We start from the raw sequence: 12,351 nt of genomic DNA, 5'->3' as shown, positions 1-12,351 counted from the left end.
AGGACTTTCGACATGACAACCCAGCACATCGTGATACTCGGCGGAACCGGTTTCGTCGGCAGCTACCTCGTACCCCGACTGGCCGCAGACGGACATCGCCTTACCCTGCTCTCACGCAATCGCGAGTTACATCGCAGCATGGCCGTGCTGCCTGCTGTCACGATTCGCAGCGCAGACGTCTACGATGGCGCCGTGTTGCGCCATCAACTTGAAGATGCCGATACGGTGATCAACCTGATCGGCATTCTCAATCCGCAAGGTCACCACACCTTCCAGCATGTCTACATCGATCTGACCAAACGCTTGATCGAAGCTTGCAAGGCCACGGGCGTAAAGCGCCTGCACCAGATGAGTTCGCTCAAGGCCGGCCAAGGTTTGTCGCAATACCTGAAAACACGCGGCGAAGTGGAAACGTTGGTCAAGGCATCATCGCTGAACTGGACCATCTATCAGCCCAGCGTGATCTTCGGCGATAGCGATGGTCTGGTCACTCGTTTCGCAAGCTTGCTGCGCAAGATGCCAGTGCTTCCGCTGGCACGCGCCGCCTCACGCCTTGCACCCACCTATGCAGGCGATGTGGCCGAAGCGATGGCCCGTTGCATCACCGACGACAAACTCGCCGTGCGGCGCAGTTTCGAACTCTATGGCCCTGAAGTGCTCGCGCTCGGCGAGATGGTGCGCGCCATCCGCGATGCCGCCGGTTTGCGCACACCGATCATACCCTTGCCCGACAGCCTCGGGCGTCTGCAGGCCCAAATTGCCGGTTGGCTGCCGGGCAAGCCTTTTTCGCCTGACAATTTCCTCTCGCTGCGCACCGATTCGATCGGCAAGGTGGATGGCTATGCGGCACTTGGCATCACGCCGCAGCCCTTTACACCCTGGCTGCCCAGGCTTATTCACGGCTTGCCGCGCCAGCACCGCCTGGATGCAGCGCGAAACGCGTATCGCCACCCGTGACGTTGTCGCCACGGGCACCATGAGCCCGACGTGGCAAAATGCCTCCATGCGCACTTATCTAGTTGGCGGTGCAGTCCGCGACAAATTGCTGCAACGGCCAGTGGTCGATCATGACCATGTGGTTGTCGGCGTCCGTCCGGCGGATATGCTGGCGCTTGGTTATAAACCTGTCGGCAAGGATTTCCCGGTATTCCTGCACCCACAATCCAGTGAGGAATACGCACTGGCGCGCACCGAACGCAAGACCGGACGGGGCTATCACGGCTTCGCCTTCCAGGCCGATCCGGACGTGACGCTAGAGCAAGATCTGGCTCGGCGCGACCTGACCATCAACGCGATTGCCGAAGACGAGCATGGCAACCTGGTGGATCCCCACCACGGCGTGCGTGACCTGGAACAACGCCTGTTGCGGCACGTCTCACCGGCCTTCGTCGAAGACCCGGTTCGCCTGCTGCGTGTCGCGCGCTTTGCTGCGCGTTTTGCCCCGCTCGGCTTTACCGTGGCTGAGGAAACCATGTCGCTATTGCAGCAGATGGTGCGCGATGGCGAAATCGATCATCTGGTGCCGGAGCGCGTGTGGGCGGAAACACGCAAGGCGTTGGGCGAAGCGCAGCCCTCTGCGTTCCTGCGGGTGTTGCGGGCATCGGGCGCACTGGCCGTACTGTTTCCCGAAGTCGATGTCCTCTACGGTGTGCCGCAACGGGCGGAATATCATCCCGAAGTGGATACCGGCGCGCACCTGGAAATGACCCTGGATACGGCCGCACGACTGGCACCCGGTAACGATCTGGTCGGCTTCTGTGCCCTCACCCACGACCTCGGCAAGGCACGGACACCCAAAAACGAACTGCCGCGTCATCACGGGCACGAGCAACGCGGTATAGAACCGTTGCGCGCGCTGGTCACACGCCTGAAAGTGCCCACCGAATACGCCAAGTTGGCCGAGCTGGTGTGCCGCGAACACATCAACGCCCATCGCGCACTCGAATTGAAGCCTGCCACGATGCTGAAGCTGCTGACCTCGCTTGATGCGCTGCGTCGGCCGGAACGGTTGCAGACCTTCCTCACCGCGTGCCTGGCGGACAAGCGTGGCCGCCTAGATCACGAACAGGATGACTACCCTCAGGCTGACTGGCTGAAGAGTGCACGCGATGCCGCCGCTGCGATCACTTCGGCACCGTTTGTCGCGCAGGGCTTGCAAGGTCCGGCGGTAGGTGCAGCCATCGAAAAGGCCCGCATCCATGCCATCGCCGAGGCGCTCCACCACCGCAAAGCTGGTCAATGAAACTTTGTAACACTTAGTCCAATCGGCGTATAAAGCACCATTGTCTTACCGCAATGCACCGAACGCCGGGATTCCATGCTCGTCATCCCAGCGAAAGTTGGGATCCAGCGCCTTTTCGGAGCATTGCGTCTTACCGCCCCCCCCAGAACAGAGCACGCCGTGTCATTGACTTTTTCCCCCCGCTCTTCGCTTCGCGACCGTTTTCGCCCCTTGTGGTGGCTTGGCATCGTTTATGTCGCCCTGGGCGCCGTGACGCGAGTCGCGCTGCTGGTGATGACCGGCAAGGGCATCCCGCACCATCCGCTGGACTGGCTATATGCCTTTGGCGTCGGGTTTTGCTCTGATCTGATCACCCTGCTCTACGTAGGCTGGCCGTTGCTGCTGTTCTTGTGGATTGTGCCGTCAAAGCGGCCATGGATTTCCACGATGAAGCAATGGCTGATCTACATTCTGTCGCTCGCAGCGCTCTATGCGCTGACGTTGTACGCCCTGCATTTGGCCATCCATGCCGCCATCGCCGATGTATGGCCGGTGCTGCTGGTGTTCCTGTTCTTCCTGCCGATGCCTGCGCTGTCCTACAGTGCACGCAGTGGTCAGCGCGGACTCTACCTGCTCTGCCTGCTGCTGCTGTTCGGTCTGTTGTTCGTGGCCGCATCCGAACTGGTGTTCTGGAACGAATTCGGTGTGCGCTTCAACTTTATCGCGGTGGACTATCTGGTCTACACCACCGAGGTGGTGGACAACATCCGTGAGTCGTACCCCATTGGCCGCTGGCTGGCGTTGCTGGCCTTGCTGGCCATCGTGATCCTGCTGCTGTCGCGCAATGCCCTACGCACTCGCGACAGCGGCACACGCTTCGGACAGCGCACCAAGGTGGTGGCCACGTGGTTCGTGTTGACGGTACTGTCGCTGTTCGTGGTCAACAGCTCGACCAAAGATCACACCAACAATACCTACGTCAACGAACTGGCCGGCAATGGCATCTACCAGTTCTTTGCAGCCTTTCGCAGCAGCCACCTGGACTACGACCGCTTCTATCGCACGCTGCCACTGGACGAAGCCTTTGCGCGGGTACGGGCGCAATTGAAGACCCCGGATGCCAGCTATGTCAGCAACGACCCGCGCGACCTCACGCGCGAGATCCATCATCAAGGACCGGAGCAGCATCTGAACGTGGTACTGATCAGTGTGGAAAGCCTGTCCGCCGATTTCCTCAAAACCTTCGGCGCCAGCCACGGCGACATCACACCCAACCTCGACGCGCTGGCCGGACAGAGCCTGTTCTTCGATCATCTCTACGCCAACGGCACGCGTACCGTACGTGGCTTGGAAGCGCTGTCGATGTCGATACCGCCCACCCCGGGCGACTCGATCCTCAAGCAGGCGCACAACGAGGACATGCTGTCGCTGGGCCGGATTTTCGACCAGCACGGGTACGTGTCGCAGTTCGTGTATGGCGGCTATGGCTATTTCGACAACATGAACTACTTCTTCAGCCACAACGGTTACCAGATCGTGGACCGCGGCTCGATTCCGAAAAACATGCCAATCCATGGCCAGAACGTGTGGGGCGTTGCCGACGAAGATCTCTACACGCTGGCGCTGAGCCAGATGGATGCGATCCATGCGCAGGACAAACCCTTCTTCCTACACATCATGACCACCTCCAACCATCGCCCCTTCACCTTCCCAGACGGACGTGTGAAGGAGCGCAATGGCACGCGTGAAGGCGCCATCGCCTACACCGACTGGTCCATCGTCGACTTCATCAGCCGCGCACACAGCAAACCCTATTTCGATGACACCGTGTTCGTGATCACCGCCGATCACTGTGCGTCGAGCGCGGGCCGCAGCAGCATTCCCATCGACCGCTATCACATCCCGCTGTGGATCTATGCGCCGAAGCACTTTGCGCCGAAGCGCATCGAGACGTCGATGTCGCAGATCGACATCCCTACCACCCTGCTCGGCCTGCTCAACTTCAGCTACCGCAGCCGCTTCTTCGGCCACGATGTATTCCACCTCTCGCCAGGCCAGGAACGCGCCTTCCCGGCCACTTACGAAAAACTGGGCTACCTGCACGGCAACCTGCTGAGCATCCTCGAACCGCAACGCAAGTTCGAACAGGTCACGCCGGATTTCGATACCGGTGATGCCACACCGGTGTCCACGATCAACGAGGACGACCTCAACAACGCCACCGCCGACTATCAAGTGGCCAGCTATCTGTTCAAGCATGGTCTGCTGGCCCGCAAGGCGTCGGATGCGCTACCCGTGGCCGCGACGCCCGCCCCTGCCCCCGCCAGCTCGGCACCCGCGCCCGCAAGCAGCGTTGCCGCGCCTCATTGAGACGATCAATACGCGGACTCACCTCAGTTCACCCCCTACTCACCCGGCCTGACATCGAAAATAAGGTGTGTAACGGATGGGCTTTGCCAGGTTTTCATGTAACACTTGAATCATCGAATCTGAACTATGCTTTAGCATTAACAAAATGAAAAAATTAACTCTTTTGCTCAGTCTTCTTTCCCTCTTCTCAAGTCTTTCTGCCTCTGCAGCGACAACGTATCTTGTCTGCCAGGCCACTTCTGGAGATTGGCAATGGTCATCGAATTCTCACATACCAAATGAATGGATAAATGAAGACCTAGTTGGGCCTTACTCGGGGTCGACTTGGCTCAATGGATTCTGGAAACAGACCACGGCGGGAGATTGGTATTTCACCATGGCCGGCCAGTTTGGTTCTTTAGATAGAGCAAAACAGTTTTGTGGCGATTTGAGCCGGGAGTGCACTGCCGATTGGGGTAAGAACAGTCCTTTCGTGCGTACTGCTAGCAGTCCCGATGACAATTTCAGCGATATAAATGTGAATTATTTAGGAAAGAATAATAATAATATCAATGCAACCTGCGACCAGGTTCTTTACGGAAATTAGCGTTGATGGCGTTCGATTTTTGGGCGTGATTCACGTGAGTGAGTCATCATCCCAGCGAAGGCAAGGGCGCTTCTCAACGGCGTAGCCGGTCAATAAAGGCGACAGCCTTGATCTAACGCAAGTAGCTCTGCCGGTAGTGGCAGTGCGGGAAGCCCTTTTGCAAACAACATGGCCTGGAAGCGCTCACCCATCTGGTCCGGAAGCGTAAGTTTTCTTACCTGTTGGGCGAGGCGAAGGCGTGTAACGTCGTCTGCTTGCTCGTAGGTTTGCTCGAAAATCTGTTGCAAACCGGCGGCAATCAGAAACTGTGCTTGCGGAAGATAAGCGGCCACGTCGAAACCAGCATGGTTGCCGGCTTCGGCCAGCGCGGTGAAATCGACCGACGCCGTGAGATCGTTGAGGCCAGGCAAGTAGAAGGGATCGTGGTGGGCGCGATGGCGATAGTGTGCCATCAGCGTACCGTCCCGGCGTTCCGGCAGATAGAACTCGCGACGCACGTAACCGTAGTCGATGAAAAGCATCAGGCCCGCCTTGAGCGAGCCTGCGATGGCCTGGATCCAGTACGGCAACTGCGGCAGGATTTCCGAGCGATAGGCATCCTCGAATGCTCGCCCCAGATCGCGCTCCACATGCCGCACTGCGCCGGATACCAGCGCATCCGCTGGACGGTCGACACGCAGCAAATGCCCTTCGCCATCCAGCGCCACATGCTCTTCATACACTTCGCCGTGACGGATGACAAAGCGCGTGGTCGGCAAGGCGTCAATCACTTCGTTGGCGAACAACACACCACGCCAGTTTTCTTCCGGCGGGCGATCGATCCAGGCGACGCGATGGGCCAGCTCGGATGGCAACGCCGTGATGATCCGTTCGCGCTGGCGCTCGCGCAGATCGGCGCTTGGTTCCAGAATCAAATAACGATGCGGCAGTACCCCGGCATCCGCCAAAGCGCACAAGGCGGCTTCGGCAAAAGCACCGCTGCCACCACCAAGCTCAAGAAAATCCGCCTCGCTGCCAAGCATGGTCATGACCGGATGCACGGCCTGAACGACGCAGTGCGCAAAAAGATCGCCCAGCTCCGGCGCCGTGATGAAATCCCCAGCTTCGCCAAACTTGGTCTTGCCGGCGCTGTAATAGCCCAAGCCCGGCGCATAGAGGCAGCGCTCCATGTAGTGCGAGAACGGCATGGGGCCACGCGCGGCGATCTGCTCGCGCAAATGCTGCAACAGGCGTTCGGAATGTGCGAGTTCGTCGGCAGCTGGTTCCGGCAGGCGGGAAGTTCTTGAAGAATTCATTGGATCAGGAGGACGCTTCCGCGGTAGCTGGCTTGATCAGCCAGCGTACCGCGAGCACACCCATTTCGTAGAGCAGGCACATTGGAATGGCGAGCATGATCATCGAGGTGATGTCCGGCGGCGTCACCACGGCGGCGATAGCGAAAGCGCCCACCAAGGCGTAGCGCCTGCCCTTGCGCAGCTTGTCCAGATCCACCACGCCTACAGCCGCAAGAATGACCACTGCCACCGGCACTTCGAAACACAGGCCGAAGGCAAAGAACATCAGCATCACGAAATCGAGATAATGCGTGATGTCGGTCATCATCTCCACGCCCTGCGGCGTCACCGCCGTAAGAAAGCGGAACGCGGCGGGCAGGACCAGGAAATAGGCGAACGCGCCACCGACATAGAACAGTACCAATGCAGCGATCAATAACGGCCGCGCCAGGCGCTGCTCGTGCTTGTATAAACCAGGGCTTACGAAAGACCACAGTTGATACAGCACCACCGGCATCGCAATGAACAACGCGGTGTAGAACGCCAGCTTCAAGGGTGTGATGAAGGGGCTGGTCACTTCCGTGGCAATCAGATGCGCACCTTGCGGTAGGCGCGATACCAAGGGCTCAGCCAGTAAGGCATACAAACGATTGGCAAAAGGCACCAGCGCCGCCAGCACCACCACGATCGCCAGAATGGCCTTGATCAGGCGCGAGCGCAATTCGATCAAATGCGCGAACAGCCCCTGCTCCAGACCTTCAGGCTCAGGCGCTGCCATGTTTGGATTCCTTCGCCGGGTCGAGCTGGGTGATTTCTTTTTTCACTTCCGCCACGTTGCTCTGTACTTCGTTGCGCACTTCGGTGGCGGTGGCGGCAACCTGTTCGCGTGTTTCGCGCGCCGCCTTGTTCATCTCGGCCTGTATGGCTTCGGCCTTTGCCGAAGCTTCGCGTGCGGTGCGCTTGAGCTCCTCGATTTCCAGCTCACGCTCGACTTCGGCACGCACACTGTCCCATCCGGAGCGCAAACGACGCACCAGCGCACCGGCCGTACGTGCGGCGTGCGGCAATTTTTCCGGGCCAAGCACGATCAGTGCGACCAGCGCCAGCAACACCAGCTTGCCGAGGCTGATCTCTATCACGGTGCCATTCCTGTTCGGTTACTTCGATTCGCTGGAATCGCGTTGATTCTGGTTGGCCTGGGTGTTCTCGCTCGGCGGTGGATCCGCCTGGAGTTTTTCCTGCGCCTTGCGCTTTTCCTCGTCCTCATCGCCTTGCATGGCCTTCTTGAAGCCCTTCACAGCGTTGCCGAGATCGGAACCCACCCGGGTCAACTTGCCAGTGCCGAACACCAGCAGAATGATGATCAACAGGATCGCCCAATGCCAAATGCTATCCAAACCCATGAGAACCTCGTTGCGGAGTGTGCCGTCTGCGACTGCGGGTGCAGCCGCCAGCCTTCCGATCAGTGGGAAGTGTACTCCTCCAGGGCGTCGCGGAAGGCCACGACAGGCGCAGGAACGTTGCTTACGCCCCCTTCAAAAATACGTCGCGGGGTGATGCCCTGTCCGTAGACTGCCTTGTTGGCGTCATAATCGATCTTGATCACCGAACCATCGAGCGCAACGCCGGCAAACAGGCCGCGCGCGCGCGAGTAGGAGTAGATCTCGGCCTTTAGCTGTTGGTCAGTGGCCGCCGAGGCGGTGCGACCCACCGGGCCTGCGGCAGCCGAGGCATCGGCGCCGATGGTGAATTTGCCATTGACGATGGAATCCACGCCACGCTGCGTGCGGAACACCAGGATCACGTCGGTCTTGGAGACCCCTGCCTGGAAGCCGAAGCTGCCGCCGCCCAGCACCACGAAGCTGGGATTGGACCAGGTGCCATCGGGATTCTTAACCGAGATAAGACCTTCGCCGCGGCGTCCGCCGAAGACGAAGCCGACTTTCAGCACGTCGGGAACCACGGCAATCGCTTTGGCGTCCCGGAGCAGATCGCCGGGAATCGACTTGTCGGGTGCCTGTTCGATCTCGTTGAGTACGCGCACCGCACTTTGCGCATGGGCTATGGGGGTATCGTCATCGGCATGCACAGCAGCGACAGGCAGCAAAAGCGCCAGGATCATGAACGGAAGACGACGCAGCGATGCTTTGAACATGGACAGCTCCGGTGAATGCAAAGAGTGGAATCGTGTTCGATAGCCGGCATGATACCGGCGCGATGCGGAGGCTGGCTCTATCTATGGCAGACTTTGCTTGCTGATCAGCTACTCTCGCCATGATGCCACGCAGCCACTATACCGGTCTCGCCGGCCCATCCTACGATCAGCCTGCACAGGCTGGCGTATTGCTCGTGAATCTTGGCACACCAGATGCCCCTACCGCGCGGGCACTACGCCCCTATCTAGCGGAGTTTCTGGGCGACCCACGCGTGATCGAATACCCGCGCTGGTTGTGGCGTCTGATCTTGCACGGGGTGATTCTGCGCATCCGCCCGGCACGTTCCGCGCGCGCTTATGCGCGGGTGTGGACGGCCAAAGGTTCTCCACTACGGGTTGGCTCGGAAAAGCTCGCTACCGCTTTGCACGCCACGTTGCGGCAAGGCCGGCCGGGGCCGATCCGCGTAGCGCTGGCTATGCGCTACGGCACCCCTTCCGTGCGTGCGCAAATCGAGCAGCTCCAGCGCGAAGGCGTGCGGCGCCTGCTGGTGTTGCCGCTGTATCCGCAGTACTCGGCCACGTCCACCGGCTCGGTGATCGATGCCGTGGCCGATACGTTCAAGCAATTGCGTTGGCCACCGGAGCTGCGCATCGTCAACGACTATCACGATGATGACGGGCATATCGAAGCTCTGGCGCTATCGGTCGAACGCTGGTGGGCAGCACATGGCCGCGGCGAAAAGCTGCTGCTGTCGTTCCACGGCATTCCGCAGCGCTATGTGGATGCGGGTGATCCGTATTTCCATCAGTGCCACGCCACCGCAAAACAACTGCGGCAGCGACTTGGACAGGATGAAACGCAGCTTCTGGTGAGCTTTCAGTCACGCGTGGGACGCGAGCCGTGGCTGCAACCTTACACCGACGCCACCGTGCGTCGCCTCGCTGCGGAAGGTATCAAACAACTAGACGTGGCCTGCCCCGGCTTCGCGGTGGATTGCCTGGAAACGCTAGAGGAAATCGCCATGCAGAACCGCGATTTCTTTACGGCTGCCGGAGGCGAAGCGCTGCGCTATATCCCCGCACTCAATGACAGCACCGAACAAATCGCCAGTCTGACTGCATTGATCCTGCGCCATACGCAAGGCTGGCGGGAATTTTTGTAATCGCGCGGATGGATTTACCCATGCAGGTACACCCGCCATAGCAGCCGATGGATGTGCCGCGGATCGTCACTGAAACGTCTCGGCATAATCATCTTGCAAGGCATAAAAAAGCGCCGTTGTATTGTACTTGCCAGATGCGGCTGTCAACGAGGCGGGTGTCGACGTGGTGTTTTCCGGCACCACGTGCGACGACTTATCCATTCGCCAGCACGGATAGGCGAGTGCACTGATAACCACTGTGACAACAACGATGCGTAACACGGTTCTGGATGGCATCCCTACGCTGCTCCGGGTACGAAGATCATTTCGATCGGACCTCATCGTGACGTCCGATTAGGTTTCTTCGTTGTGATGTTCCTCTGCCACCGCAGCGCGGGATCTTGGAACAAACGCTTTGGCCGCTACATTCCATTGCCCCGGTGGAAGTGGGTGATGCGCGTTCCCTGCCTTCTTCGTGACCTGCACGTAGGGTTGGTTTTCCTGGAACGCATAGGTCATGGTGTACCCCTCACCCTTAAATTGACTCAGCGCTAGTTCCGCGCTTGCACGCATCTTCCCTTTGTTCGCAGCCAGATGACGCGATGAACCATAGACGACCCGGAGGGCGTCGCGGGAGGGTAGTAGCTGATGGAGCGCCATGGTGCAAAACGCGTGACCTAACTTGTGTGACAAGTAGTGAAGATCCACTGCAAGTAGGTGACCGTGTTGGGGATCAGGATAAATGTGTCGAGGGTTTAGTAACCACCAAAGCGTCTTGGAATAGGTCGCAGGCATGAGGTCCTGCGGACGGAGTGGCAAGTTCAATGAGCCACTGATCTGGGTGATTAAAGAGGGTACCGAGGGATGGGTGAGATGGTTTCTCACGCTGAAGATACACTCGGACAGATAGGTTTCCGGCGGGATACCGGCCAAATCATTAGCGCTGATGCGTTTCGCATGCACGACCAAAGCATACAGCACCGCGTGAGTACCCGCCGTCGGCGGCATGTTTTGCAGCCCGTACAGAGCATTGCCGATGGCTTAGGCAGATAAAGAGAGCTCGGGGGAAATGTGCTCAGCTATGGCCAGCAGCACCGCCTCGGTGCCTGGAGTCGACGACATGTTTTGCAGCCCGTACAGGGCATTGCCGATGGCTTGGGCAGATAAAGAGAGCTCGGGGGAAATGTGCTTAGCCATGGCCTGCAACACCTCCTCGGTGCCGTCCGTCGAAGGCATGTTCTGCAGCCCGTACAGGGCATTGCCGATGGCTTGGGCATCTAAAAAGGGTGTCTTGGAAATGTGCCAGGCCATGGCCTGCAGCACCGCCTCGGTGCCCGGGGTGGATGGCATCGCCTGCAAGTTGTAAAGGAGGGTGCCCACGGCCCGAGGCCCCAATCCTTCTGGCAGGCCGTTCAACCAGTCGGCCATGGCGTGCAATAACGGTTCCAACTGCTGCCTGCCATGAGGGTCGTTCCCGACTTTTAGAAATAGCGAGCTCCATTGGGCATACGTTTGCTCATTCAATGTCTTCTCGAGTGAGTTGCTTACAAGCGTGGGGAGCTGCTCCACGAGCAACTTGAGATCATCCGGCGTAGGCCGATCGAAGTGTTTCATCATTTTGAACCAGCATGCACACGTCAACACATTTAACCGGCACGGTTGCGCTCGCAATGCCGCGCGCAGTGCGCCGGCTGATTGGATCGGTGCAGCCGGTGCTTTGCCCTTAACGGCCGGCCTCCCATCCACCGGCGCTGACTCTGTGTGGATACCTGGGGCCGCATTGGGCGAGAGAGGCGCACCGCGACCTGACGAAGGAACCGGTGCCGACGTGTGATGGTTACCGGTGGACCTGGACTGGCCTCGCCCGCTGAACCTGCCGCGAGGCCCATGGTCCGTGCCTCGCCCACCCCGAGCAGGTGGCGCATCCAAGACTTGGGTACCGTGAAAAACGCCTCTGCCAGCGGGCGTTGGTGCATCACTGGCAGGTGATTGCGAGGTATCCGACACAGATACCTCACGTTGATAAGGATTAACGCGCTGATAAGGACCAACATGCATGAGGCTATTCCTAATTAGTCATTAATGAGTGTGCGGAGACTGGTCTGCGCAACAACGCGACAAGAAGTGGCTGGCGCTGCACTAGGATTTGCATGGAGGCTTCTAAACGCGGCGCCGTCAATTCCGCGAGCGGGAGACCGATTTGCAGTAAAACGGTCTCGGTATGGCTATCCACGGCGAGCGTGGCGCCTACCGTGCCATGCTCCAGGCAATTGAGGTGCAACAGTTGTTCCAGATAAGCCTGGCGCGCTTGTCCTTGGGGAAGGGTGTCCAACGGGACGTAGACAAACAACTTCGCGGCGGTTTCCACTACTTCCAGGAAAACTTCCATGCCATCTGGCAGGCGCAAGGCAGCGGTGCCTTCATGGCTTAAGGTAAACCCGGCAATACCATGGTGGTGGGCAAACTCAGTCAACACGGCCTGGACCGAAGGAGCAGGGAGAGTCATGTGTATGTACCAGAGATGAGTGTTAGAGCGCCGCTAAGACTATCTACAAGGTGAAAATTCGATATCAGGTAAACACCTTAGCTGGCGACGAGCGTCT

Annotated in this window: 13 protein-coding genes and 1 pseudogene; 5 read left to right on the top strand and 9 right to left on the bottom strand. The window is 59.0% G+C overall.

The window, feature by feature from the left end:
* Positions 1-12 precede the first annotated feature (12 nt).
* The 4 genes from EO087_RS12635 (at position 13) to EO087_RS12620 (ending at position 5,177) form a co-directional block, all read left to right on the top strand.
* Positions 13-957 (top strand): complex I NDUFA9 subunit family protein, encoded by a 945-nt coding sequence (locus EO087_RS12635; RefSeq protein ID WP_128899173.1) that lies wholly within the window; start codon positions 13-15, stop codon positions 955-957.
* 46 nt (positions 958-1,003) lie between these two features.
* Positions 1,004-2,242 (top strand): multifunctional CCA addition/repair protein, encoded by a 1,239-nt coding sequence (locus tag EO087_RS12630; protein WP_128899938.1) that lies wholly within the window; start codon positions 1,004-1,006, stop codon positions 2,240-2,242.
* Between the two features lie 159 nt (positions 2,243-2,401).
* Positions 2,402-4,591, top strand: coding sequence for an LTA synthase family protein (locus EO087_RS12625; protein WP_240669049.1), 2,190 nt, complete (start codon positions 2,402-2,404; stop codon positions 4,589-4,591).
* A gap of 145 nt (positions 4,592-4,736) precedes the next feature.
* Positions 4,737-5,177: a hypothetical protein gene (locus EO087_RS12620; RefSeq protein WP_128899171.1), complete on the top strand. Its 441-nt coding sequence runs from the start codon at positions 4,737-4,739 to the stop codon at positions 5,175-5,177.
* 89 nt (positions 5,178-5,266) lie between these two features.
* Here the strand turns inward: EO087_RS12620 and EO087_RS12615 are convergent, their stop codons facing one another.
* The 5 genes and pseudogenes from EO087_RS12615 to EO087_RS12595 form a co-directional block, all read right to left on the bottom strand.
* On the bottom strand, positions 5,267-6,472 hold the full coding sequence (locus EO087_RS12615; RefSeq protein WP_128899170.1) for an SAM-dependent methyltransferase: 1,206 nt from the start codon (positions 6,470-6,472) through the stop codon (positions 5,267-5,269).
* Between the two features lie 4 nt (positions 6,473-6,476).
* Positions 6,477-7,229 carry a twin-arginine translocase subunit TatC gene (gene tatC, locus EO087_RS12610; RefSeq protein WP_128899169.1) on the bottom strand — a complete coding sequence of 251 codons (753 nt, stop codon included), beginning with the start codon at positions 7,227-7,229 and terminating at the stop codon, positions 6,477-6,479.
* 166 nt (positions 7,230-7,395) lie between these two features.
* Positions 7,396-7,590, bottom strand: a pseudogene (tatB, locus tag EO087_RS16945) (Sec-independent protein translocase protein TatB); the annotation flags it as partial.
* A gap of 18 nt (positions 7,591-7,608) precedes the next feature.
* The gene (tatA, locus tag EO087_RS12600) at positions 7,609-7,854 is read right to left on the bottom strand and encodes a Sec-independent protein translocase subunit TatA (RefSeq protein WP_128899167.1); all 246 of its coding nucleotides are present in this window, start codon (positions 7,852-7,854) and stop codon (positions 7,609-7,611) included.
* Positions 7,855-7,913: 59 nt separating this feature from the next.
* A complete protein-coding gene (locus tag EO087_RS12595; RefSeq protein WP_128899166.1) occupies positions 7,914-8,606 on the bottom strand; it encodes a lipid-binding SYLF domain-containing protein in 693 nt (230 codons plus the stop codon).
* Between the two features lie 122 nt (positions 8,607-8,728).
* Between EO087_RS12595 and hemH the strand changes: the two genes are divergently transcribed.
* Complete coding sequence (hemH, locus tag EO087_RS12590) at positions 8,729-9,769, top strand: ferrochelatase (RefSeq protein ID WP_128899937.1); 1,041 nt, start codon at positions 8,729-8,731, stop codon at positions 9,767-9,769.
* Between the two features lie 66 nt (positions 9,770-9,835).
* On the opposite strand, the gene EO087_RS16295 is transcribed toward hemH, so the two are convergent.
* The 4 genes from EO087_RS16295 to EO087_RS12575 form a co-directional block, all read right to left on the bottom strand.
* A complete protein-coding gene (locus EO087_RS16295; RefSeq protein WP_164931835.1) occupies positions 9,836-10,045 on the bottom strand; it encodes a hypothetical protein in 210 nt (69 codons plus the stop codon).
* A 57-nt stretch (positions 10,046-10,102) separates the two neighbouring features.
* On the bottom strand, positions 10,103-10,756 hold the full coding sequence (locus EO087_RS12585; protein WP_128899165.1) for a hypothetical protein: 654 nt from the start codon (positions 10,754-10,756) through the stop codon (positions 10,103-10,105).
* A gap of 33 nt (positions 10,757-10,789) precedes the next feature.
* Positions 10,790-11,365 carry a hypothetical protein gene (locus EO087_RS12580; protein WP_164931834.1) on the bottom strand — a complete coding sequence of 192 codons (576 nt, stop codon included), beginning with the start codon at positions 11,363-11,365 and terminating at the stop codon, positions 10,790-10,792.
* Between the two features lie 451 nt (positions 11,366-11,816).
* On the bottom strand, positions 11,817-12,254 hold the full coding sequence (locus EO087_RS12575; RefSeq protein ID WP_128899163.1) for a type III secretion system chaperone: 438 nt from the start codon (positions 12,252-12,254) through the stop codon (positions 11,817-11,819).
* Positions 12,255-12,351: the final 97 nt, after the last annotated feature.

Origin of the sequence: Dyella sp. M7H15-1, assembly GCF_004114615.1 — a bacterium.
Taxonomy (GTDB): domain Bacteria; phylum Pseudomonadota; class Gammaproteobacteria; order Xanthomonadales; family Rhodanobacteraceae; genus Dyella_B.
Note: the sequence above shows the minus strand (reverse complement) of the source record. Positions and strands in the feature narration are given on the sequence as shown.